General features: G+C 30.2%; 24 protein-coding genes and 1 pseudogene. 2 read left to right on the forward strand and 23 right to left on the reverse strand.

Going from position 1 to position 25,182, the window contains the following annotated elements; all coding sequences use genetic code 11:
* Nucleotides 1-7 precede the first annotated feature (7 nt).
* Nucleotides 8-955 carry a sugar phosphate isomerase/epimerase family protein gene (locus G5V56_RS08525; protein ID WP_166963848.1) on the reverse strand — a complete coding sequence of 316 codons (948 nt, stop codon included), beginning with the start codon at nucleotides 953-955 and terminating at the stop codon, nucleotides 8-10.
* Between the two features lie 105 nt (nucleotides 956-1,060).
* Here G5V56_RS08525 and G5V56_RS08530 point away from each other — a divergent pair, with 105 nt between their 5' ends.
* Nucleotides 1,061-2,320, forward strand: a complete 1,260-nt coding sequence (locus G5V56_RS08530; protein ID WP_206285880.1) for an alginate lyase family protein — start codon at nucleotides 1,061-1,063, stop codon at nucleotides 2,318-2,320.
* Nucleotides 2,321-3,599: 1,279 nt separating this feature from the next.
* On the opposite strand, the gene G5V56_RS08535 is transcribed toward G5V56_RS08530, so the two are convergent.
* From G5V56_RS08535 to G5V56_RS08640, 22 genes and pseudogenes are all read right to left on the reverse strand, one after another.
* Nucleotides 3,600-4,619, reverse strand: a complete 1,020-nt coding sequence (locus G5V56_RS08535) for a tetratricopeptide repeat protein (RefSeq protein WP_166963850.1) — start codon at nucleotides 4,617-4,619, stop codon at nucleotides 3,600-3,602.
* Between the two features lie 33 nt (nucleotides 4,620-4,652).
* Nucleotides 4,653-5,621, reverse strand: a complete 969-nt coding sequence (locus G5V56_RS08540) for a toxin-antitoxin system YwqK family antitoxin (protein WP_166963852.1) — start codon at nucleotides 5,619-5,621, stop codon at nucleotides 4,653-4,655.
* Between the two features lie 31 nt (nucleotides 5,622-5,652).
* Nucleotides 5,653-6,384, reverse strand: a complete 732-nt coding sequence (locus G5V56_RS08545; RefSeq protein ID WP_166963854.1) for an ankyrin repeat domain-containing protein — start codon at nucleotides 6,382-6,384, stop codon at nucleotides 5,653-5,655.
* A 23-nt stretch (nucleotides 6,385-6,407) separates the two neighbouring features.
* Nucleotides 6,408-6,875: a hypothetical protein gene (locus tag G5V56_RS08550; RefSeq protein WP_166963856.1), complete on the reverse strand. Its 468-nt coding sequence runs from the start codon at nucleotides 6,873-6,875 to the stop codon at nucleotides 6,408-6,410.
* A 41-nt stretch (nucleotides 6,876-6,916) separates the two neighbouring features.
* Nucleotides 6,917-7,810: a tetratricopeptide repeat protein gene (locus G5V56_RS08555; RefSeq protein WP_166963858.1), complete on the reverse strand. Its 894-nt coding sequence runs from the start codon at nucleotides 7,808-7,810 to the stop codon at nucleotides 6,917-6,919.
* Between the two features lie 280 nt (nucleotides 7,811-8,090).
* Complete coding sequence (locus G5V56_RS08560; protein ID WP_166963860.1) at nucleotides 8,091-8,591, reverse strand: hypothetical protein; 501 nt, start codon at nucleotides 8,589-8,591, stop codon at nucleotides 8,091-8,093.
* A 215-nt stretch (nucleotides 8,592-8,806) separates the two neighbouring features.
* A complete protein-coding gene (locus G5V56_RS08565; RefSeq protein ID WP_166963862.1) occupies nucleotides 8,807-9,388 on the reverse strand; it encodes an outer membrane beta-barrel protein in 582 nt (193 codons plus the stop codon).
* Nucleotides 9,389-9,548: 160 nt separating this feature from the next.
* Nucleotides 9,549-10,280 (reverse strand): DUF2846 domain-containing protein, encoded by a 732-nt coding sequence (locus G5V56_RS08570; RefSeq protein ID WP_166963864.1) that lies wholly within the window; start codon nucleotides 10,278-10,280, stop codon nucleotides 9,549-9,551.
* Between the two features lie 116 nt (nucleotides 10,281-10,396).
* Nucleotides 10,397-11,317, reverse strand: a complete 921-nt coding sequence (locus tag G5V56_RS08575; protein ID WP_166963866.1) for a hypothetical protein — start codon at nucleotides 11,315-11,317, stop codon at nucleotides 10,397-10,399.
* A 132-nt stretch (nucleotides 11,318-11,449) separates the two neighbouring features.
* Nucleotides 11,450-13,405 (reverse strand): DUF3732 domain-containing protein, encoded by a 1,956-nt coding sequence (locus G5V56_RS08580; protein WP_166963868.1) that lies wholly within the window; start codon nucleotides 13,403-13,405, stop codon nucleotides 11,450-11,452.
* A 2-nt stretch (nucleotides 13,406-13,407) separates the two neighbouring features.
* Nucleotides 13,408-13,902 carry a three component ABC system middle component gene (locus G5V56_RS08585; protein WP_166963870.1) on the reverse strand — a complete coding sequence of 165 codons (495 nt, stop codon included), beginning with the start codon at nucleotides 13,900-13,902 and terminating at the stop codon, nucleotides 13,408-13,410.
* Nucleotides 13,899-15,089 carry an ABC-three component system protein gene (locus G5V56_RS08590; RefSeq protein ID WP_166963872.1) on the reverse strand — a complete coding sequence of 397 codons (1,191 nt, stop codon included), beginning with the start codon at nucleotides 15,087-15,089 and terminating at the stop codon, nucleotides 13,899-13,901. Before G5V56_RS08590 ends, G5V56_RS08585 begins: the two co-directional genes overlap by 4 nt.
* Before the next feature lie 259 nt (nucleotides 15,090-15,348).
* The gene (locus G5V56_RS08595) at nucleotides 15,349-15,957 is read right to left on the reverse strand and encodes a hypothetical protein (RefSeq protein ID WP_166963874.1); all 609 of its coding nucleotides are present in this window, start codon (nucleotides 15,955-15,957) and stop codon (nucleotides 15,349-15,351) included.
* A 339-nt stretch (nucleotides 15,958-16,296) separates the two neighbouring features.
* Nucleotides 16,297-16,524 (reverse strand): hypothetical protein, encoded by a 228-nt coding sequence (locus G5V56_RS08600; protein ID WP_206285881.1) that lies wholly within the window; start codon nucleotides 16,522-16,524, stop codon nucleotides 16,297-16,299.
* A gap of 20 nt (nucleotides 16,525-16,544) precedes the next feature.
* Nucleotides 16,545-16,754 (reverse strand): RDD family protein, encoded by a 210-nt coding sequence (locus G5V56_RS08605; protein WP_166963876.1) that lies wholly within the window; start codon nucleotides 16,752-16,754, stop codon nucleotides 16,545-16,547.
* An 816-nt stretch (nucleotides 16,755-17,570) separates the two neighbouring features.
* Nucleotides 17,571-18,059 carry an alpha/beta fold hydrolase gene (locus G5V56_RS08610; protein ID WP_394366203.1) on the reverse strand — a complete coding sequence of 163 codons (489 nt, stop codon included), beginning with the start codon at nucleotides 18,057-18,059 and terminating at the stop codon, nucleotides 17,571-17,573.
* 3 nt (nucleotides 18,060-18,062) lie between these two features.
* A pseudogene (locus G5V56_RS08615) lies at nucleotides 18,063-18,421 on the reverse strand (alpha/beta fold hydrolase); the annotation flags it as partial.
* A gap of 100 nt (nucleotides 18,422-18,521) precedes the next feature.
* Nucleotides 18,522-18,950 (reverse strand): DUF3592 domain-containing protein, encoded by a 429-nt coding sequence (locus G5V56_RS08620; protein WP_166963880.1) that lies wholly within the window; start codon nucleotides 18,948-18,950, stop codon nucleotides 18,522-18,524.
* Complete coding sequence (locus G5V56_RS08625; protein ID WP_166963882.1) at nucleotides 18,947-20,086, reverse strand: FAD-dependent monooxygenase; 1,140 nt, start codon at nucleotides 20,084-20,086, stop codon at nucleotides 18,947-18,949. The genes G5V56_RS08620 and G5V56_RS08625 overlap by 4 nt, the downstream gene beginning before the upstream one ends.
* 2 nt (nucleotides 20,087-20,088) lie before the next feature.
* Entirely contained in the window at nucleotides 20,089-21,270 is a 1,182-nt protein-coding gene (locus tag G5V56_RS08630; RefSeq protein ID WP_166963884.1) for a DUF1302 domain-containing protein, read from the reverse strand.
* Between the two features lie 61 nt (nucleotides 21,271-21,331).
* The gene (locus G5V56_RS08635; RefSeq protein ID WP_166963886.1) at nucleotides 21,332-22,123 is read right to left on the reverse strand and encodes an outer membrane lipoprotein-sorting protein; all 792 of its coding nucleotides are present in this window, start codon (nucleotides 22,121-22,123) and stop codon (nucleotides 21,332-21,334) included.
* The gene (locus G5V56_RS08640) at nucleotides 22,110-24,467 is read right to left on the reverse strand and encodes an efflux RND transporter permease subunit (RefSeq protein ID WP_166963888.1); all 2,358 of its coding nucleotides are present in this window, start codon (nucleotides 24,465-24,467) and stop codon (nucleotides 22,110-22,112) included. The genes G5V56_RS08635 and G5V56_RS08640 overlap by 14 nt, the downstream gene beginning before the upstream one ends.
* An 88-nt stretch (nucleotides 24,468-24,555) precedes the next feature.
* Here G5V56_RS08640 and G5V56_RS08645 point away from each other — a divergent pair, with 88 nt between their 5' ends.
* The gene (locus tag G5V56_RS08645) at nucleotides 24,556-25,179 is read left to right on the forward strand and encodes a TetR/AcrR family transcriptional regulator (RefSeq protein WP_166963890.1); all 624 of its coding nucleotides are present in this window, start codon (nucleotides 24,556-24,558) and stop codon (nucleotides 25,177-25,179) included.
* Nucleotides 25,180-25,182 lie beyond the last annotated feature (3 nt).

The following is a 25,182-nucleotide window of genomic DNA, read 5'->3' on the forward strand; positions in this document are numbered from 1 at the left end:
TTAGTTTTTAGGCTTTTAGCCATAAACGTTGAACTTCATTTAGATCTTTTTTCATGGCATCAAACACCACTTTTTTATCGACTGATATTTCAGGATTTCCTTTTTCTGCACCACCTAAATCGTACTCTAAATGAAGAGATACTGGAGGTTTTAATTTATATTTTTTCAATAATTTAAAATAGGAAATAAAATCGACCATTCCTTGCCCTATGGGCACATTTACAAGCTGCCATTTACCATTTACTATTTCCCATTTAAAATCTTTCAAGACAATAACTTTAATATTTTGATTTAATAATTTAAGGCCATTTACCCATGAATTTCCCCCCTCAACCATAGCATGTCTAATATCATATTGCACCCCAAAATATTCTGGATTTGCGGTTTCAAGTATTTTCTTAATTTCCCAGAATGAAGCACCAATATTAGTACCCGCATGATTTTGATAACAACCTATGATGCCTAGTTTTTTATTTAACTCGCTTAATTTTTTTACTTCCTCTTGAAATATTAGCAAAGAATATTCCATAGGTAAACCTTCTTTGTATTTAAACCAATTAGTACGGTAAAAGTTTACGTTGGCAAGAGATGCACTTTTTAAAATATCAACATCTAAAGTATTATTTACACTCTCTATACTGGTTGTTATCATTTTACAGTTGGATCCACTTTTCCTTATAGCCTCAATAGCCTTAGGCAAATCTGTTTTAACGTTTTCTGGAAGTACATGCCCCTTGGGCCTTACTGTTAAATCAACTCCAGAAAAACCCATTTCTGCAGCCATTTCTCCAAGATTCTGATAATCCAGAAATTGGAGATGCTTTGAAAAAATACTTATTGATAAATTATCCGTTTCCCTCTCACCAAAGATGGTATTAGAAAATCCTAAAAAAGGGATTAAGCCGGCTGAAAACAACGTTTGCTTAACAAAATCCCTTCTTCTTATATTTGACATAATTCAAAAACAAATTGGTTTACCAGATTGGTTTACCAAATATATGTATATTTGTGTTATTACAAAAGAAAACATCGGTTAATTATAAAATATAAAACTTCTTCTATGACTTTAACAAAAAATAATCGAGAAAATGTTCTGTTTATGATAAAAATAGAAAAGACTTTATTCCTTATACTATTAATGTGTTTTTTTAATACAAACGCAAATACAAATCCTTTTATACGTTTAGATTCCACTAGTTTAGCTACATCAAAAAAAATGATTCAGAATGGCACTGCTTCTAAACAAACATTCACTGCTTATCAAAAACTAATTAAAAGCGCCAATAATTTACTAAAAAGTAAAAATCCAACAGTCATGGATAAAACCATGCTACCACCAACAGGAAACAAACACGATTATATGAGTATTAGTAGATATTGGTGGCCTAATCCTCAAAAAGAGAATGGATTACCTTGGGTAAGGATTGATGGAAAGACCAACCCTGAAACACAAACTGATACAGTTGACAGAAAAAGATTAGGTTTTATGGGAAAAGGCGTTTGGACTCTTAGTTTAGCATACTATTTTACCAATGATGAAAAGTATGCAAATAAAGCCATTAGCATGATTGAAACTTGGTTTTTAAATCCAGACACTCTTATGAATCCGAACTTGGAATATGCACAAAGTGTTCCAGGTAATCCAAATAAAAGGCCAACAGGTATTTTAGACGGCCGATCCATAGTTATGTTTATTCCTGATGCTATTAATTTACTTTCAGTTTCAAATAATTGGAAAGATAATCATAAAGCAAAAATGACACAATGGTTTACTGACTATTTAAATTGGCTAACTGAAAGCGATTTAGGTATAAAAGGAAGCCTGCAAAAGAATAATCATGGATCATGGTACAAATTTCAAGTTGCGTCGTTGGCACTTTATTTAGGTAATAAACCTTTAGCAAGAAACATGGTTGAATTGGCAGAAAAAAGCTTGGATGAAATGCTAAATAACGAAGGTGGACAAATTCATGAGCTCGCAAGATCAAGATCATTTTTTTATAGTTGCTTCAACTTACAAGCACTAATTAGTATTGCTGTATTAGGAGATAAAGTGGGTATAGATATGTGGCAATATGAATCTGAGAACAAAAAAAGTTTATCTTTAGCTATACAATATCTAACGCCAGTTGTTAAAGGTAAGGAATGGAATCATAGCACTTTAAAACCTATTGACCTATCGTACCTGCTTCCAATAATTTGGCAAATATCTAAAAAACACAACTCTCAAGAATACAAAAAACTTTTGGGAAAAATTATTGAAGAAAGTCCTCAAAATGATAATATGTTAGAGTTTTGGTTGTTAAATACTATTAGTTAAATTTTAGCTAATGAAATCTTGTAGAACAAAACTTTTAAAAGGAAAATTGGTTGAATGAACTATTATATTTAAAAAACAAAGCAACATAATCCTTAGATTATATCACAAAATGATTCTTCCAGTCAACTACTGTTTTTTCAAAATTTTCTACGGTAATTCCACCCTTATCTTCTAAGTTATTTTTAAGAATCTTAAATTTTTTGAACGAACCCAGATTCCCCCCGATTAGAACCTAACTCCTAAAACCTTTTATTTCATAGATTTTCGAAACTTCTAAATAATTAAGTGAAACGTTTAATTGCTGTTAGAATGACATAGACATTTTATCAAATTTCCAGCACTATATTTCTAATTCAGGGTTAACTAATTTCTCAATCATAGTTTAAATATTACCGTCAACTTTAGGACTAAATAAATCTTGTTTTATTTTTATTTTTAAAAATAACTTTTCTGTTTTTAAAAATAAAAATACCAATGAAATTATTGATTGTAGAACTAAAAACTTAAAACAAAATAACTGAGTAAAATGACACTTTATTTTTATTTCTAAAATCATGCTTTTGTCGATAATAATAGGTCATATGAAAGCATAATATATCGTAATGATGAAATCGGGGAAACCGCATAGTCTCTTGATTTCATCTGACTTTATCTATCGATTTACCGATATCATTTTAAACACAGTTAAAAGGTAGCTTAAACAACAAATTAAAATCAAAAAAAAAGTGAAGTAGAACCCAAACCTTAAATTTTTTCAACTACGTACTAAATAAATTTAATCAAAAAAATTGTGTCCATTCATTTGCAGAGAAAATTTGCAATAGTCTTTTAGTTCTACCTTGGGTTTTATTTAAAACTTTTCCTTGTTTTAAACATAAAAACTGATGAGTTACGGACCGTTATAAACAGCTTTAAAAAACCGTAATTTATAAGTATTTTGCTTTTTATCTGGGTATAATTTATCAAATAAAAAACAGCCCGCCCCCCGGTCCGAACCTTTTTCCAAAACCCCTTTGTTTACTGAATTTCCTAACCATTAAAATAATTGAGTGAAATAATAGTGAAACATTCATATTATCTATATTTTTTTATAAAAATCTTTTGAAAAGGCTTAAACTAAGAACTCATGGGTGAATGAAGAAAATTCTGCCAAAATTATATTGGCTTTGCCTTTGTTTGTTTTTGAAAAAGGCTAAATCTAGAATCTTTTAAAGAATAAAGATTTTAAATTTATTATTTTATTTATACATCAATTTATCTAAATATTACCGCATTTTTTTCAGTATCTTTTCAACCAATTACCAAAATCAGATAATTTGGTTTCATTACCATCAAGCCACTTTCTTGAATTTTCATTTCCGCTTTGGCTTATATACTTGCAATATGCTTCCATATGCTCACTCTTGGCTAAATCATAAAAAAATGTTGTATAAAAAACCCACCATATTCCTTTATTTTTCTTCTTTTTCAATTCTCCAAGCATAGTGAAAAAGGAATCTGTATTTTTAATAAACATTTCATCTTCTGTTTTTCCTTCATTTTCTTCTAAAGTTTTTGAGGCTTCAAGCAATGATATCATTAATTCTGCTGCACCAAAATCATTATCTTTATTTGTGGTTAATGTAATATTAATTGTATTTGGTTTATTCTCATCTTTAGATACATTTCCCCCAAAGTTTTCTTGGAGCATCTGGTAAGCTCCTAGTGATCTTTCAGAATCTGGTTCTAAAAAAAGGAAATAATGGGTTGCCAATAATGTTTGAACAGTATTTTTCTTTTGATTATTTATATTAGCTAACATGAGGTGACTGCTTGAATGGTTTGGGTTTTGCTCAATTGCTTTTATCACATTTTCTTCAGCCTTATCTAAATCATTTAATTTATAATAGTTTAATGCCAAATTATAATAAAGCAAAAAATGTCCATTTGTTTTTTTAATGGCTTTCTCAAAAAGTTTGATAGATTCCTTTGTTTTACCTAACATGTCCAACGCCGAACCTTTTGTTATGTAAGCAGGAATCATATATTCTGCATTTTGATTTATAACAATATCTGAGTGGTTGATAGCTTGTTTATAATCCCCTTCTTTAATATAGCTAAAAGAAAGCTCATAATTTACAAGAGGAGATTTTGGATTTATTTTAAGAGCTTTTTTATAGATTTCAATGGCTTTCTCATATTCCCCATTGTCATGATATTGAACTCCTTCTTTTACTATATCTTGAATAGTTGATTGGGCAACTAATTGAGTTCCCATAAAAACCATTACCAAAACAATTCCTATTTGTTTAATTTTCATTTGTTCAGAATTTTTAAAGGTTATGCTTTAAATTTAGTTTATTTCATTCAACACAAAAGGAATTTGGATATCTATATCTGAATCAGATTCTGAAACCCAAGGACCTAAAACCATTAAGATTTCAAAAATCCGTTCTTTCATTTTAAATTTTAAGAAATCTTTATGTTCTATTTTATTTAGATTTTTAGGAGAATTGGTTTGCGCAATAAAAGGCAGTGATGGGAGTTTATAATTATGCACTGCATTGGAATTATAAGTCACTTCTTTTATTGAAAACAGACCACTTTTAACTTCTGCTTTTACTTCAAAATGATAACTTGTATATGTATTCATTAAAACCAAAGGAACATTTATTAAATCGATGAAATACTCCCCTGATTGAATAAACCCACCTAGAGGTTTAATTTTGGTTTTATCTGTTCTTTTTGGATAATAGATGATTATATACTCTCCACTTTCATCATCTCTTGGTAAATAACTCTTTTTTATTTTTGCATTATCATTAGAAACAATGCTCTTTTTATTATCAAAGTCGTATTCTGCTATTATCTTTTTTCCATTGTCTTTAAAGATGTTCCACGTTCCAATAGGCTTCCCATTTGCATAACTACCTTTCTTAATAATTTTTCCTTTTCTACTAAAATATTTCCAGTCTCCAACAGGTAAATTATTTTCAAATTTAGCTATCAATTTAGGCTGTCCTTCAAAATAAAATAATTCATAGTCTCCATTTAGCTTTCCATTAGAATATTCAATCTTACTGATTAAAACACCATTGGTGTTGTTTACAACCCAAGTCCCATCCTTAACTCCATCTAAGTAATTTCCTTTTTCTATAATTTTTCCATTACTGAGCAATTGATATAAGCCATCAACTACATGAGCATCAGAATAATTGATAGTCTCTGTACAATTACAATGGTCATAATTATTGATTGTTTGAGCATATAACCCAATTTTCAAGAAAGTTATTAAGACTAAGGCTAAAATCATTTTTTGCATGGATACTATTTTAAGTTATGTTACTCTAGTGCTATTTTTTCATGTATTTTGCAAGCAATTCAGCTGCTTTTCTTTGCCCCCTTTCTTTAGCCAAATCATGAGCATTTTTCTTTTCTTTATTTTTTAAAAATAAATCAGCCCCATTATCAATCAATAGCTGAATTATATCTATATATCCTAATTTAGCAGCTTCTCCAAGTGCAAAATCACCATCATTATCTTTATTGTTTATATCAACCCCTTTTTCGATAAGAAACTTAACAATCTCGAAATGTCCTTTACCAGCAGCATGCTCAAGTGGTGTAGCACCATCCATTGCCTTAAAATCAATTTCAGCTTTATTTTCTGCTAAGTATTGTACAATTTCTAAATGTCCATTTCTTGCAGCCACTCTTATAGGAGTAAAACCACGATATCCATTAAAATTAACATCTGCCCCATTTTCCACTAATAATTTTACTATTTCTAAATACCCTTCTTGACAAGGGAATTCAATTGGAGTGGAATTACCTGGGGAAACCTTATTTATTTGATTGACATCTGCCCCACTTTTAATTAATAGCTCAGAAATGTCATAATTATTATCGGCCGTGGAACGCCATAAAGGAAATAGTCCATTTTTATTATATTCATTTACATCCTCTCCTTTTTCAATTAATGCTTTTACTTTTTCAATATCCCCTTTTTCTACAGCTTTATATGACTTTTGTGAAAATGCAATATTTGCCGTTGTTATAAATAATATGATTAATGCTTTCTTCATTATATATACTAATAGGTTTATTATTACTTACTTTCATTTATCAACTTTTTGATTTTTTTAGAAGGCTTCATTTTGTTCTTCACATTAGAACAATATTCAACCAATATTTTCTCTGCTTTATTATAAATGTCATCACTACTCAATACTTCACCATTGTTTTCTATCACGACTTTAGACATGGCTGCCATATAAAGCCCAAGTAAATCAGAATTTCCTTTGGTCAATTCTATTGCTTTTTTTCCAATATCAAAAGTGTAATCAGGTGTTCCCATCATCCATTTCATGATGTATTGAATTGAATTTAATCGATTTAATTCGGCTTCATTTGATGGATTGGTAAATAAATAATTGGCACACATTAGAACGTTAGCCTCTTCAGATTTATAACTTTCAACCGATTCAAATTCATATTTAGCTAATTCACTAAAATTCTGTGCAAACGATAAATTACAAGCTAAAATAATGATGGCAACAAGGATAATTTTTTTCATAATTTGTTTTTTTATTTTTTTTATATATTTATGTTGATTACTTATTTTTTTAATTCAATTATTTGCTGCCTTGCAAACTCCTTTGCCCTCTCTTCTCCATATTCAATTGTCTTTTCGTAATATTCAATGGCTTTTTCCTTATTCCCTTTTAGTTTATATCCTTGAGCAATATTTGAAAGTACAATATAATCTTTAGGGTCTATTTTTTCTGCTCTCAAAAGAGGTTCAAGTCCTTTATCATAGTCTCCAGTCAATAAGTATGTTACAGAAAGATTTGATAAACTCTCTATGTGTTTTGGGTAGTATTTAAGGATTTCATTGGCAATATCTCTCATATTTACAAGTAAATCATCATTTCCTGTTTCATAAAGCTGAACTTGGTAATCCTGTATAGAAGAAAGGAAAAATTCTCTTCCATCTTCTTGTTTCTCATTATTTGTCCAAGTCCAGTTATTGTTGTTTTTTGAAGAATACTCAACTGTTTTTATTATTTCTGAAGTAAAATTATCCCAATCAGATATCTGCCCTAAAGCATATATTTTACCAAATCTCATATCCAGTCGGTTTGGATAAAGTTTAATTCCCTCATCTATTTTATTTAGTCCTTTTTTTAATTCTGCTTGGTCATAATATACTCGGCTTCCCAAATAGCCTTTAATTTGATTTAGGCTGTCTTTTAGAACAAGTCTTTCTCCATTTGGTTCTTCAACCGTCATAGCAAGACCTTCTTGCCTTGATTTGTTAAAATAATAATTAAAATAGCTTGTGTAAAGTTCAGCATCTTCTGGATTTGCTGTTTTCCATTCAGTTAAAACTTTTAATTGGTTAATGATGTCATTAGTCTGGCAATACTTTTGAAATTCAGATTGATAATCTTGACTAAAACCTATTTGTGAAAGAAGAATTAATATTATTGTTACTGATATTTTTTTCATAGAGGTTTATAAACTCATTTTTTACATAAATAAAATTATATCTAATTATGTAAATAAAATATGACAATTGTTAGTCAGCTTCAAAAAAACGGTTAAAGGGGACCACTGAAAACAGGAGTTTTTGAACCACTTAAAAACTCTTTTAAGCCTAAGCTATTAAAAGGATTTACAATAATTATTGCCATGCTCACTTTTATCCGCAGTGGGTGGTATACTATGCCCGCCCTATTCAATTAAGCACTAACTAAGCATAATTTTTATATGGTGTTACAAACGGGTTTTATAGTCCGACATAATCAGTTTCTTTAATTTCTAAATCACCTAATCTGTTATTATTAATTTTTATTAAGTACCAGACGCTCCATATATTATCTGTATCTGGAATCGCCAAGCTTGAATTAAGGTAAATTATGTTTCCTTTTATGCTATCAATTTTGGTTGTGTAAAGATTACACTCGGCATAAAATTCAGGGATTAGTGATTTTTTAAAGTCAGTTCTGTCAATTCGTTTTTGGTCAACAATTGGGTCAGTCAAAAGTTTAAAATCTGTTACCGTTGTATGAGAATGGTCTAAATATATTTGATCTTCCCCTTGCGATAAACTCCTTACAATTAAACTATCATTTAAGCTATATGTTTTTAATTCAAGAGTGTTTCTTAGTTCAGAGATTTTGAATTCCTTTTTTTCAGAAATAGTGTCCATTACTAATGCCCAATAATTATTGATTGTATCCTTTTTCTTTTCAGAATGGACATTTTTTAATTCGGTATGAGGTTTCAATTCTGTTTCCTCTTTTAAATCAGTCTTTGATTCAATTTCAAGTTGTTTTTTATCAGATTTTTTTTTTGTCGCAACTTGATAAAAGAGAAAATGTAAGTATTAAAATCAGAAGTTGTTTCATTTCGTTTTTCAACTGTTTGATAACGTGTTTATTTATGGAAAGTATGGTTAGCTAAAACTGACAATTCTTTGTATACAGTACTATAGGTGGTTTTTTACAATCGGTAACCTAAACCTATTTTTAATATATTAACGTTTGTATTATATTTTATATCAGGAATTTCACTTTCAAGACTTATTTTTACAAAATCGTATTGAATTTGTGCAAACAATTTATCATTTATGTCATAAGCAATTCCGAAATTAATGTTTAAACCACTTTGAGTTTGACTACCACCAGAAATGTCAAATCCATTTTGTGTTCCTTTAGCGTCAAAAATTATAAAAGTATATCCAATTCCAATAGAAGGATGAAAACTTTTTATAGATTCAATGTCTAATTCCGAAAATATTCTTGGTTGAATTAAGTATGCTGTGATTTTAAAGTCTTGAAATTCATTGTTTGGTGGGGAATCATTGACTAAAACCCCACTAGTTAAAGAAGCTCCTAAATTTAAAGGATTTAATTCAGCAAATTTGAATTTAGCACCAAGGTCAATAATTCCATCATAATTTTCTCCAACAAAATTTTTGTCAATCGGAATAGGATAACTTAAATCAAGACTGAATTTTGAGTCTTGAGAAAATGATTTAATCGTAAAAATCAGTAGTAATGTCAATAATAATTTTTGTCTCATATTTTGGTTTTTAAATTACCTACAACGTTTCTGTAGATGGAAAGTTGCATGTGTTTGTGCTAGGATTTTTCAAAGAAAAATCAGAAACTAGCAAACGAGCAACAAACTTTGGCTTAGCTAAAACTAGCGATTTTTTATATACTTTAATTAGCAAAAGTTGTTATTCCATGTGTTCATATTCTCGAATCCCTACATTACTATCTACTAAATACATATCGGGTCTTCCAACAGCTACTCCCATATTTATTCCGCATCTGACAAAATATTCTTGTCCTTTTTTTATATTTATAACCACAGAATCTTTTGATTCGGTAACTCCCCAAAAAGTGTGTTTGCCAAAATTTGATGTCTTGTAATTAAATTTTTCGCCATTACGAACTCTTCCAATTATAGAATCATTATCAAGTCTAATTTTATATCCGATTAATGAACCTGCAAAATTCTTTGGTCTATAAAAATATACAATAGCATAATCTGCGTTATCTGGTAGTCTAGATTTATTTTTTACTTCGTGCTTTGCTATTAAGTCGATTAGTTTTTCTGTTTCTAAATTTCTGTACATTTTGGCTTTAATACGATAGCAGGTACTTCCAAAATTTGGTTTTTTCACCTCTATGAGTTGAATTAAATTCGCTCCAGATTTTTTGGCTGTTAGTTTTGCGTTTTCAATAACTGTTTCATAGCCGCAGTCTGTTGAGAATCCTGAATCTCCAATTTTTAAATCCCCAACAAATTTTGAACTTTCAGGAATTTTCTCATTAACACCTAAAATAAAAATTTGTGTGTTATCTTCTATCGTAGAGAATTTGGTATCCGTCAAGCTACTTCTAATCTTTGGTGAGCAAGAATGCAGTAAAAATCCAACTGATAAAATGGTTAATATTCTGTTCATTTTTTAAATGTTTGCTAACGTTTATATGAAAAATTGCGGTTTGTATGCAAGGATTTTTCGAAGGAAAATCAGAAGCTAGCAAACGAGCAATTTTTCACATACAGTGTTAGTTGTAGTTATTTCATTTTTAATTCATTCGTAAGTTTTTTAAATTCCTCAACTGTTGATTCAAAGTCATCTTTGACAAGTCCAGCTATTATCACAGCTCTATTTTCTTTGACAACACATGTCATAATTATTTGTGTTTCTTCATTATTTAAATTACCAATAATTAATTCTTCGTAGCAATTAAATCCGTTTAATTTTTTCCTTTCTGTTGGTATTCTTTTGGAGATGATTAATCCATTACTTTTAAGAGAATTCAAATTAGTATCAAAAAGAGATTTGGGTCCCATATCTGGTCTTTCAGTTGGTAGTTGAGAAATCAAATATGCTGATTCTCCCATAAAGCTGTCCTTTTTTATTCCATTTTTAGTATACAAGAACATGTTTGAAACCGTTTTCGAATATTTATAACTGCTTTTTGAGTCATCTATCTTAAAGAATGCAATTTCAAAAGGGTCGACTACTCTATTTTTATCGTATTCGATTGTTAAAAATGAGTTTTCGATTTGTTTAATTTTTTCTTTTTCAAAATCAGGAATAAATGCCATTACCATTACTGAAAACTCATTGTCACCAAAAACTAATTGTAAGCTTTTTTGATTAGGATTTCCTTGAAGAAATGCAAGTTTTGCAGGAAAACCATCAATCTTTAGTTTTTTGAAATCAAAAACAGTTACACCTTTTTTTTCAAAATTTTCTTTTGTAAAGCTTTTTGCGTTGGAATTGTAGTTTCCACCAAATAAGTCAAAAAACTGTATGACTGATTCTCCACTTTTTAATCCAATAAAATTAGCAGCCAATTTAAAGTTTTCTGGTTTATCTAGATAAACTCTAGTACCAGGTATTAATGTTTTATCAAAAGTTTTAATTTTGTTTTGTCCACAAGAACTAATTGTTAGAAGAAGGAATAAGCTTAAAAATCTTATTTTCATAATCTGGTTTTAATTACAGGTAACGGTCTAGTATAAGAATAGTAGCGGATAAAACGCACTAACTTTTCGGTAAAACACAGACCTTTTTTATATTTACTTACTTTCGCTTTAACGATTAAACCTCTATTATTTTTATACATTGTTGTACACAGTGCTTTTTCCGTTCAATGGTCCCCAATCATTTGGAATTAATTTTAAGCCATCTCTCCATATTTCCCTTACAGATTTTTCAAATCTATCATTTTTCAGATAGGCGTGGTCTGTAATTATTACTTGTAATTTTGGTGTTAAAGATTCTACTACGTTAAACATAAAATCAAACATTTTATTAACCGCTATTTCATCCGCACTTACTTCTACCACATTATCATTTTTTTCAGGTGGATAATAGACTTGTGTAGGTTGGTCAATGATTACAAAATTTGGTACAGGTCTATTATTTTGTATAAAGTGTTTATGAAGTGCAAAGACAATTAGTAAATGATAAGCTACCCAATTTGCTCCACTACCAATTTGTGGTAATGCAATAGGTTTAGTGTCAGAATCAATATACATAGTCAATTTATTAATGTCGAATCTAATTGGGTTGTTTTCATACTCAACATCTAATCCTTCAACCCATTTACTCATTTGCAAATTGATTTTATTAAGTATAGATAATAAAAGTTCACGTTCATTATCGCTATCAACAGTTTTTTCTAATTCAATAATCTTAGATTTTAGATTTTCAATTTTAGAATCTATACTTTCAGTTTCTTGTTCAATAACTATGCTTTCTAAAAACAAGCTAACTCGACCAATTATTTTTCCTCTACGCAAGTTTAAGTCTCTTACTGTTCTTGCTTTTTCGTTCTCTACGTATAATGCTGAGATACTTTTTTCTACTCTTTTTAATTCTGTTTCTACAGAATGATATTGTGTTTCTACAGAATCGATATAAGATTGAATACGAGGGCTTTCAGCTTTAGTAAATTTTAAATCCTCTCTAATATCAGCTAGAGATTGATTTATACTATCAATAGATGGGATTGAATTAATCAATTGATTGTCACACAGAGGACACAATGAATTATCTTGACTTGAATCTTTATACAAATTGATTGATTCAAGACGAATTTCCTGTTGTTTAGCTTCCGTTGAATAACCAAAAGAATTTTTTAAGTAATCTGTTGCTGCTTTTCTATTGTCTGATATTTTGCTCAAATCAGTTTTTAATTCTCCTCTTTTATCAATCAAATCTTTTAGTGCTGAATTTTCGGCCTTTACTGTCAATGGTTGATATTCCCAATTGGAAACGTACTCTAAAAAAGTGTAGGCCTCTTTTTGACTTTGAGGATTTGCTGTTTTCTCTAAAATCCCAATCTCTTTTGCTTCATCTATAAGTGAAAATGCTTGACTTATTCCCTCTGATTTTATCTTTTCCGATTCTCTTTTTTCTCGTACTAATCTATTTAGAAGTTTTTTGAGTTGAGCTATTTCACTTTCAATTGCTAATGAATTTTCATTTACGGCTCCTAAAAAATAAGGAAGAGTATCTTTTATTGATTGGGGAACAAACTCTTTATTTTGGTTGTAAAAAAGTTGGTATGGGTCAGCAACTAAATATTGAGGTTGGTAGCAATAAAATCGAGAATGTTTAAAGTTGGCTTTTAATGGTTCTCTAGTCAAAGAATCCGGAACGTGAACATTTTCTGAAATACCAATTTTCCGTGTTAAGTAATCTTTTAAAGCATCTACATTTAAATTTGAATTAATCTCCTCTAAATCAGGTAAATTTTCTCCAATATTTCGAATAAGACATACAGTAGTAGAAGCTTGAATACCTTTTATATTTGGATTTTCACGAGCAATAAAAGCTGATTCTGAGTCATTAAAAGCTAATAAAATCGCAAAATAGGAAACAGTATCTCTAATTATCCCTTCTGGAATATCACAACCTTTCGAAGCTAGGCAATAATTAATTATTTCAATCAAAGCAGATTTACCTGATTTTGATTCACCAGTTATGATATTAACTTTACCCAATTCAAATGGTAAAATTCGCTTTTCTCCACTATGACTATATAATATAATTTTCTGTATTTGCATATTTATGGTGTAATTCTTAGAAATGAGTATATTGACTTAACATTAGTCGTGGAAGACAACCATTTACCAAGCATTTCTGCTTTTTTTAATATATCGTTGTATTCCTGATAATCATCTTTGTTTATTTTTTTTACTTTTTCTTCTCTTGCTAATATTTCAGCATTTTCGTTGAGTTCAATTTTACTGTGAAGTAATAAAAAGGACAAAGCCTCTTTTGTATATTTTACCATACTTCGAGTACGTTTTGGAAAATCAAAAAATAAGTCATCATTTTGCTCCACCCAAACAAAAAAATATGTTCTAACTGTTCTTGGCATTCTTTCTCTAGTTGCCTTGTGAAGCACTATTGGTAGTACTAAAAAAGCAAACGCATAAGGAAATTTCTTATTAGTATGTTTGTTATATTCTTTAGCGGTTGCTCTGATTATTTCACCACAAAAAGCGGGATTAAATAAATTTGCAACTATCTTATTCCGTTCTGTCCAGCCTAAATTCATAAATCTTCTTTATAATTTGGATGCCAACCGATTTTTTTTGAATCTGCAAGCATTTGATAACTTCCTCTAGTTAAATAATCTTCATTGAATTTCTCTCTAATTTTTATTTGTGGACAAGATTTTGCAAATTGTTCTAAGTAAAAACCTTTTCCTAACTCTATTAATTCTTCGATACTTTTTTCTTCTGCTTCATCACACATTATGTCGAAAATATTCTTCCAATAATTAAATAGTTTCACATCATACTGTTCTTCCTCATCTGGATTCAATAGATGAAGTCTTAACCATTTAGAACGTTGTTCAAATGCTCTTCTAAAATCACTGATAGCTCTTTTTAGAGTTCTCGAGTTCGCTTTGATTTTTATTAATTCTAGTTGTTTTAAAAAATTTCTTTCCTTTAAACTTTCCACATCTTCATCTGTTATTTCTAGTTGTATAGGAAAATGATTTGGTAAATTATCTGCTTGAAAAGAGTCACTGATATTGGCGATTTTCAACTGTAATTCACTTGAACTAATATTGTCTATTTGTGATGTCAAATTTTCTATTGATTTTGCAAACCACCATCCTTCTAAAATTTCTAGAAATGCATCTATTGTACTTGGGTAAGTAGAAAAAATCAGTTCTTTTTTTATTTTGTCATTAATCTCAGTAATTGCAATTGAATTATCTAAAATTCTAATTCGTTTTATTAGGTTTTTTTTGTTCTCTAAAGATAAACTTTGATATGCCAGATAAGCTTTTTCATTGGTCTTGTTAGTAGATTCTATTGCGATTCTATCCAAAACTTTAATTACTTCTAAAACCTCGCTATCTAACGTTATGTTTTTTTTGAATTTATGAAGCACACTAGATTCTGGAATCTCCTCTGTTGTTATTAGATTAAAAATTGTTGAATCTAAATCTATCGTTCCATTATTTATATACTCAGACCATATTCGAATAGTTTTCCAGAAATCTACACTTGAATCTGTAAGATTTGCTTTATTCTTAATATGTAATTTGGTTTGTAAAAGTTGTAAAGTATTAATATCCTCAATTTCAATATCATCTAAGTTTTCAATTCTGACTTTCGGATTGTCGAGTTCTTTTGAGTGACTTAATAGAACTAGTAAAGCGTATTTTATTTGATAGAAGTAACCTAAAGATGGTTCTTTTGCAGAAAAGTCAGTAATTGTTGATGTCATAAATCTAAATTTTGTTCAGTTACGTGAGTTTTTCTGCATTGTGTACAACTAGTTATACGATGAATTTTATCCTCATTATCTTATGCTTTTAGTGGGGATAATTGGAGTTCAAATTCATCTTTAAGAAGCTATCATTATTATTTTTTTAAAACTAAAAATTTTAAGGGAGAGACTATTACGGAAATCCATAATCCTATTAAAACGAAAGTACAAATTATTTACAAAATGTAATACAATAATTACAAAAAATATCACCTTTTTATTCAAATTTTGAATTTTTCCAAACCCTCATTAATTCTATTTTTTCTTTTTCTTTTATGTAATTGAGGTTTACACCAAAATCAAGTCCATTTATATATCTAAAATATAAATCTTGATGTAGAATAATATTATCTTTTGGCCCATAAACTGTAATGTGAAATAAATTAAATTCTAAATTATCAATTTTTTCTTTTGAAGAAATTGTATCAACTTTTATTCCACGACTTGCATAAAGCTCATAAAGCATTTCTTTAACTAATTCTTTATTTTCTTCATATTCTCCATCATATTCAGGTTCAAATTTTTCAGATGATGACTGTAACACATGAAATCTGTCTTTCTGAAAGCTTATCAGCTGTTTTAAACCACTTGCATCATAGTCAATACCAATTGCTTCATTTATTGCTTTTAATCCTCTATCCTGTCTTTCTTGTGTTTCTTCTCGTTGTGTTACATTCCAACCTTCAGGGATTTCGATAGTCCAACCAATCTCTTTACTATGATATATGTTTTCTTTAACTGTTCCTTCGTCAACTTGTTTATTTGGGTCGGTTCTACAAGAAGTAAGAAAGATTAAAGTCAAAATGGTTAAAATGTAAACTCTCATATGGTATTATATAAAAAAAGTTATCTTTCTAAAACTTTATTATTCTTGTTTAAAACTATAAATTCTAAGGGAGAGACTATTACGGAAATCCATAATCCTATTAAAATCGAAAGTACAAATTATTTAAATTACTATTTTGAATTGGTTTGGTTTTACTTTAACATTTTTTATAGGCAAGGTAAAATTTGGAGTTAAACTTGCTTGCAATTGCGTTTATATTAGAATAATTCTGGGTTTGCCAACAAAAAATTTTCAAAGAAAAATCAGATATAACAAACCCACAACTAACTCTATATAAGTACTAAACCGCTATTATTTTTTATGCGATTTTGCACAGAATTATTTTCCTGGTTTGTAAATTGCTCCAGTAGCAAAATCAACAATTAATCCAGGGGCAAAAAGCACAATATCCGCAATTAATGCGACTACTCTAACTTCCCTTTGTTGATCTCCAGCAGCTGGTTTTGTTTTTTGATGAGCAGTCACTCTTCCACCAAAAACTGTTGCACAACTTGACATCATTATTGCAACAAATCCTATTGCAATTACATTTTTCATTTTTTTCATTTTTAAAATTTAATTTATGTTTATACTCGTTTTAATTCTGTTTTGGAAAGTATATCGTGAATTCCATTTGATAAAAATAGGTACGATAAAAAATCAATAGGTATTAACCTTGATAATGTCCTTATTAGTATTCTTGAAAAACTAGGTTTTAGTCCACTTTTAGCATCTACAATTTTAGTTTTAGTAATCATTTTTGGGGTTTTAATGTAAAATTTTAATGTAGTTCCCATAATTTTTAAAATTTTGTTTAAGATTAATGATTTTGATTAAAAACTGGTGGAATAAAAAAATGACATTAAATGAGTTGAAATAAACTCAACTGTAAACGAAGACCCAAAAACCTTTTCATTTAATCCGTTAACTCTTCACCTAAATCTAATTTTGGTGAAACATTTTTTCACTATGGTGAAACAATAGTGAAACAAATTAGCGGTATTAAACGAAATTTAACGAACCCAACTGAAAACAAAAACCCCACAGTTCCTGAGAACTGTGGGGTAATGAATTTAATTGAATCTTATTTTGTGACCTCGACTGGATTCAAACCTGTCTAACAATTCTTAATGTTTATAACGGTTTTGTGGCGTTAATCGATTTGAGGTGTTACAATAACAACCTTTTAAATTGAATTAGTTTGCTGAAAATTATCTTTCAATCTTATTTAAAGATACGAAATTTAATAGAAAAGAGGATAAAGAGAATCAAAACTTATGATGTTTTATCAATATTCAGTTTTTATTTTATTCTTTTTGTTCAAGTGTTCAATATCTAGATAATTAAGAATTCAGTCGTCTTTCATTCCAAAACTGTTTAATTTTATTACATTTCTATAACCAAATCCTAAATATAGTTTGATTTCGGAATGACAGGTAGACCACCTAATCCCATAAAGAATTATATATCAATCATTTATAAATTTCAAAAACAAACTGTTATCCGATTTGTTGACAATACTATAAATGAACTTAAAGTAAAATGCTTTACTTACTGGTTTTATAAAGATAAATATTATTACATAAACTAGACACAACCTATTTACTCTTCCTCTAACAGTAATGGCTATAAAAACCTATTAATATGCTTCTGAATAATTTATGGTTATGAATCCAAGGAATATGACCTGAATGAGTGACCACCTCATATTCTGCTGAGGGAAACCTAAGGTAAGTATTTTCTTTACTAGATCCATAAATATCATTTTCACCATAAGTAATAAGAATAGGGAAAGCTGGATTTATAAAGGTGTTGAGTGATTTGTAATTTATAATTTGTTTTCTGGTTTTATTTATTGGAGCTGCATGAACTTTGTTAAATAAATCATTGTCAAGCACAACATTTTTAAAGCCTTTATTGTAATTTTTTAAGACTTGTTTGTAAAGATTTTTATAACCACTGCTTATGCCCAAGGCACCTAATCCAGAGTTCAAACCCATCATTAACCATTCAGAATTTGAGCAGCTTTTTTTATTGAACATGAGCGCTTCTTTTTCGGTTTCTTTCCATATCTTGTTTGTGCCTGAGCTTGGGCTGCACAAAAACAAACTCTTTATTTTTTCAGGTCTTTCCTGAGCGTATATTTGAGCATATAAACCACCCCAAGAATGTCCAAATAAGTGAAAGGAATTAGGTTTAAATAGTCAGCAATACTATCGATATCCGAAACGTAATTTCCCATTGAATAATCACAATTTTTGCATGTAGAATTTCCTGTTCCTCTTTGGTCAAAAGTTATAACTCTAAAAAAATCTTTTAGTAGATTAACTACTTCTGTCATTGGGTCAGGCATGCCCGGACCACCATGAAGTAATATGATAGTATCTGCTTTTTCTTCTGAAAAAATCTGAATATGTAAACTGGTTTGGTTGTTGACTAATACTTTAGAGGAATAGGGTTTCATGTTTAATATAAATTACTTTTATTCATCCAATCTTCAAAACTCATTAAACTTTTAACCATGCCCTTTTTAACTTGGGGCTCCAATCACTATAATTACTTTTTTAGTCGGCATCTATAATTACTTTTTTGGGATTGTTTGGATCGTACTTTACCCATAAAACATTTCCTTTTTGGAGTTTATGAATATCCATTTTGGAAAAAAATCCTGAAAAATGTTTTTCGTAAGCAGGTGTGTATCGAGGTTTAACTTTAAGGTATACTTTTATTTGAGGGTTATATCGACTATCATACATGCCGATTTCTTTCACGTCTAAAATTTCTGCCGTTGCTGATACACCAACTTTTTTAAGCCTTTTTGAGCGTAATTTTCTTGAAAAGTATCCAACTAGAATAATGCCCACAGCTACAATAGGTATTAGTGTCCTAAATTCATTTATCCAGGGTAAATCTGAAAATTTAAAAGAAACAATAATGGCTATAGGAATAAGTAAAAAGAACCAGGTGTTTTGTATTTCGTATTTGTATCTCATAATGGTGGATTAGGGGTAATGGTAAAGAGTTTTATGTTTTGTTTTTTGGTGGCAGATTTAGGTATTAATGGCACTATCATATTTCTTAAAAGTACTATCAAGAGATTATTAGTTTGAGCTAGTTTGCCTAACTTCCAACTAGTATTGGTGACATTGTGTGCTTTTTCCATGCGCATGGTTTGATATTTTTCAAAAGCCTGTTCTGTGGTTTGCTCTTCAGCTAGACAATTGCTTAAAACTAAGGCACTTTCTATGGCTTGGCAAGCACCTTGTCCCATATTTGGGGTCGTGGCATGGGCGGCATCTCCAATAAGGCATACGTTTTTATCATACCATTTTTTCATAGGTTTTAAATCCCAAATTTCATTTAGGAGAATATTCTCTTCAAGAGTTTGATCAATAATTTTTGAAATGACAGGGTGATAATCGGCGAAAATCTCTTTAAGGTTAGGGCTTTGAGATGCTAAATTTTTATTGATTAAAGCATACCAATACACTTCCTTTTTAGAGATATGTACAAAGCCAAACCGATTACCTTTACCCCAAGCTTCTTTTAGTTTGTTTTTGTATTCAGAGTCTAAATCAATATTGGTAATCCCACGCCAACAAAGCTGATTGGCATCTCGTAACATGCTGTCTTTAAAAATAGATTCTCTAACTTCTGAATGAATGCCATCAGCACCTATTACAATATGAGCATAGTGTTGGGTTCTATTATCAAAATTTAATAACACTTTATTATTTTCTTGAGTGATGGATTTTAGCCTTTTATTGAGGTAAATAGGTGTGTTTCCTAAATGGTTTACCAGTATTTCATGAAGTTCCGCTCTATGTATAGCTACATTTTTAACTCCGAATTTAGATTCCAATTCTGTAAAATCTACACCCGCTAGAACCTTTAACTTTTTGTTGGTCGATTCCATTGAACTAGTGTAATTAGCCTGTTTTAAAATATCGTCGTAAACACCTAATTTTTTATACACTTGCATGGCATTCATGGCAAGATTGATACCTGATCCGGCTTTTTTAAATTGTGGAGCAGCCTCAAAAATCTCAACTTCAAAACCTCTTTGTTTTAATGCAATGGACGTTGTTAATCCGGCAATACCAGCTCCTATAATGGTTACTCGTTTCATCTTTAAAAATAGTATTTAGCTTTTATCCAAAATTCTGAGTTGTCCTTATAAGGACTAAATTGTCCTTCATCACCCTTAAACCAATCGTAGCCTATAAAAAGGTTTATGGAATCTGAAAGGGAGTATTCTACTGCTGTGCGATCATAAAATCCTTCGTAATCTAAATCTACATAAGCAAAAGTTGAGAGCTTTAGGTTGTTGTTTAATATAGATTTTGAAATGCCTATTGTAGCTAAGTTTGATATTTCTTTTGAAATTAAATCTGAAGTATAATCACTTATAGATTTTAAATAATATTGTGTGGTGATATTCCAATCATTTCCCGGATACCAATCTAATCCTAGTAAAGCGTTAAGACTATTTTTAGTAGTAGTTGCTTTTTCTTGATTTGCAACACCTTGAATTTCATTAAAGTAGTAAGCAAATTCACCTCTTATAACCATCGATCCTTTTGAAATCGAAAAATCTGTTGATAGAACATCTAATTTATGATAATTAGGCTGCACATAAATAGTGTCATTAGCTTGTGAAGTGGTGTAATTAAAAACAGGTGTTTTATTCCATGTATGTAATGCGGTTAAGCCAATGTCTATCCCTGACAGAAAAAATGAACTCCTGATGACAAATTCGCTATTCTTTAATGTTTTATTAGGTTTAGTATCTAAATCAATATCATATTCTGGATACCCAGAAGTTGGAAAAGCAGACCAAGCATTGTCTTTACTGTGTGGGATTATTGTAAAGGCTGGAACAGGGGTAAAGACAAGCTCTAGTCTGAAAGATGGTTTTTGATAATTAAATTTAATAGCATTTGCTGGTACTCGAATATCGTCATAATCTCGAGTTAAAAACTCGGTAAAATCTAAAGGAGAAATAAGGTCTGTTATTTGGAGTGCATCTGCAACTCCCCAAACAATTATCTGTCTACCAATAGTGGCAGTCCAGTTATCTTTTGAGTATTCAAAATAAGCCTCTCTTAATTCAAATCCTGTTTGATCTGGAATGGCATCGTTATGAGTTAGATTAAAAGACGTAAAAAAATAAGCGTTGTTATGCTGCATTTTTAGTTCGCCTCGCATTCGGTTTCGAGTGTTCATAAAATCGTAAGGATTGGAACTTCTAACAGCATAGTATCCCTCTACAAAGCCACCAAAATCAAGCTTTGGTTTTTCCTGTTGAGCCATCAAATAGAATGGCGAATTAAAAAACCAAAAGCCAAAAAATAATAGATGATATATATGCTTGTTAATTAACAATACCTTTTTCCATTTTAGAAACCGTAAACATATTTTCATTAATAGAAATGTTATAGGTAACATCTGTTATGCTTAAAATAGTTTCGTGGTTTTGTTGATGGTTTACCATGTGCATTTTATGAGCTATCCAAAAACCATCAACTTTATTTATATCAGTTACAATAAGGGTTTTCATTAGGTTGCCCATTTTGTCATAAAACTCAATTTTATGAGCAATTAGTTGGGTTTTATCTATATAACTAACTAATTTGGAGTAGATGTCTCGTGGATCTGTAGGAGTAGATTCTATCACCCAAAGGTTATCATTACTTGTTTGGTTTTCTAATAATTTATAGGTGTTTTCATCAATGTTTCGTGTGCCCATATCTTCATAGGTAAAATCGGTCCCCATGAAGTAATCTTTTTTGGCAGATGTTCCACTAATACGTCTTGTTTTGTTTAAAGCAGGTAAAAACAGCCAGCGGTCATCTTCCTTGTTAGAATCATCATATTCCCAAGTTAAAAACGCAGTACCCTCTACATCAGCAGGTGATAAGAAGTACATCAAATTTTTTTTATCCTTATCAATATCCATAGAATAGATTAAGACTGATCGCAGCCTTTTACTACCTCGTTTATTAATGAGTTCCATAGTGAGTTTGGCTTTTCTATTGTTGCCATCTGGACGGTCAATAACAGTTTGCATGATTTCTCTAGCACTAATTGTTTGTGCAAAAGAACTGATGCTTAGCAGCGCACAAAACGCATATAGTATGGGTTTTATAAGTTTATTGGTTTTCATGATGTATAGATTTTTCTTTACCGAAGATTTTAAATTGTTTCATTAGGATTGGGGTTACCAACATGTCAGCTATTAAGGCTGATAATAATCCTAAGGTTGCTAATACACCCATGTGGATGTAAATATTTGCTGATGAGGTTGTATAGGTTAGGAAGTTGGCTGATAAAATAAGGGTTGTAAGTACCAAAGCAATACCTACACTGCCAAATGTTTTTTTAATTGACTGATTGTAATTACTGGTTCTTTCAAATTCTAATCTACCATGATTAAAGAAGTGGATGGTGTCATCAACTGCTAAACCTAAAATCATTGGGATGATGGTTACAGTCATCATATCCAAAGGGATATTAAAAAAGCCCATAATACCGCCAACGGTTATAGCGGGAGCAATGTTAGGAATCAAGCCTACAAGACCAGCCTTAAAGCTTCCAAAAACAATAATCAATAAAGTTGTAATGATAGTCAAAGCCACAAGAAATGAATTGATTTGTCCCTTTACTACATATTCATTAACTTTTGCATATTGCGGGATAGTACCTACTACTGATAGTCTTGCTTCTGGGAATAATTCTTCAGCTTTTGTGTGTAATAATTCATTTTCATGTCTGAGTTCTCCAGAATTGTAAGAGTCTACCTCTACCATTATGCGTAGTCTTTTATAATCATAATCAATCCAGTATTCACTTTCGCTACCACCAGCATTTTCATAAAGTAGAAGTTCTTGTGCTAACTGTCTTTCATCATTAGGAATGGAGTAGTGATTTTTATCGTTCTCGTTTAATACTTGATTTAAATCTTTTACAATGTCTAGTATGGAGGTTGTTTTTTTAGTGAGTTCAAACGATTTGATATAGGTGTTTAACTCATCTAGTTTTTTTAGATTTTCTGGGAGTTTAGCATCGCCGTTATTTGGTAGCTCTATCATTAAATCATATGAGTAAAGGGAGCCTAATTCGGTATTAGCGATATCTAATATGATTTTTACATAAGGTACTTTAGTACCAATGGTTTTTTCGATATCAAATGAAGCTTTAACTTTAGTCATCCCATAAATGAGAATAGCCATCATTACAAAAGCACTTATCAAAATAGTTTTAGGATAGTTAAGAATGTAGGCTCCAAACTTTTCTAAGTATTCAGAAATAGGATGCTTTGTAGAGTTGTTTTTTGTCTGAACAGGTTGTTTATCTTTCCCAAAGCTTAACAGAATTGGCATGATAAAGAGGATGATTAGTAAAATGGCTAAAACGCAACCTGCAGTTATCAAGCCAATAAATCTGATAGTTGGTACTGGCACAATCAAAAAGGATAAAAGCGCGCTAAATGTGGTTAAGGCTGTAAATAGAAGTGGCCATCCGGTTTCTTCAATAGCAAATAAAACAGATTCACGCCGATTGCCAGTTTGCCTCATATGTCTATTATAAAAGGTAAAAACATGAATAGAGTAACCGATAGAAATAGCTAAAGACAATAGTATAGGAACTGTTATAACTAATCCCGCAATTTTAAAATTTAAAAATCCGGCAAATCCAAAAACAATAATTACAGCCGAAATAGTTGCTATAATAGGTGTGATTACTCCAACAAATGAACGAGTGGAGAAAAGTAAAAAGAATAAAGCAATTATTAATGCCATGCCTAACACTCGAGCCGACTCTTTATCAAAAAAAGTTTTCTCGTTAAAATTAAAATAGGGCATTCCAGTTGCATGGGGATTTAACGGTGAATATTTATGTTTTTCAATTATTTTCTGAACTGCGTTACCAACACGTAGTTCTGGCATTTGTTCACCTCTCTTTTGCCAATCTTTATAAAAGGGAATTAGCTTGAGTATAATCCAACTGTAATGCCCATCTTTGGAGAGTATTTTTTCTGCAACATGTTCTTTTTTGTAAATGTTAGCTTTTATGGAGTCGAGTTCTTGTTGTTTTTCTGGAATTAGATTAGGTACGGGATGGGTTATTTCAATGCCATCACCATTACCAATCATGAATTCCATATCTGTTAGTGATGTAATTTTGTCAGCAAAAGGTACACTGTCCAATAATTCATTACTAAGGTCTTTTAGCAATTCAAGATGATGTTTTGTAAAAAGTGAATCAGACTTTACTAAAACTCCCACATACTGATCATTACCAAAAATTTCCTTAAACTCATCTGTCATAACAATCAAAGGATCATCCGGTAGAAACATACTCTCGTTAGAGTATTCAATAGTAATTTTTTTTAAGCCTAAAAAACCAATAGCAGTTATTACTACGAAAGCTGTGATTATTGCCCATTTATTTTTTAAGGTATATTTAGCAACTTTCTTGAAAGCCTTATTAATTTTATTTATTTTCACTTTATAGATACATTTAAAATTAGGTCAAATTTACTAAAATTTAATTAAATTAGGTCAAGTGTACTAATTTTTTTATTTTTATATTGTTATGGGTAATACTAAAGAGAAAATATTGAGTCAGTCGCTATCCTTATTTAATAAAGAAGGTTTAGCGAAGGTTACTTTAAGAACCATTGCTAGGGCTATGAATATTAGTCAGGGAAATTTAAACTATCATTTTAAAAAGCGAGAAGATATTATTGAAACGTTGTATCATCAATTGGTAAAACGTATTGATGAGGCTTTAACTGAAAATCAAGGAAAAGAACCTTGCTTAAAGTTGCTTGTCGATATTTCTACAACTATTATGAATAGTTTTTACGATTATAGGTTTTTCTTTTTAGACTTTGTACAGATTATGAGAGAGCATGAGTCGATAAAAGCACATTATCTAAAATTAAGCGAGATGCGCAAAATGCAATTTAACAATTTGTTTAAGGTGCTTATAGATAATGGTGTGCTTAGGGAAGAACAATTGCCTAAAGAGTATGTGTATTTATATGATCGTTTTCAAATAATTGGTGATTTCTGGATTTCGTCTGCCGAAGTAGTAAATAAAAGAATGTCTAAAAAATATATTGATTATTATTCTGAAGTAATTACCCAGGCGATTTACCCTTATTTAACTGATAGAGGTAAAAAGGAGTATCATGCTATTTTTAATGGCAATTAAAAC

Origin of the sequence: Yeosuana marina, assembly GCF_011762485.1 — a bacterium.
Taxonomy (GTDB): domain Bacteria; phylum Bacteroidota; class Bacteroidia; order Flavobacteriales; family Flavobacteriaceae; genus Yeosuana; species Yeosuana marina.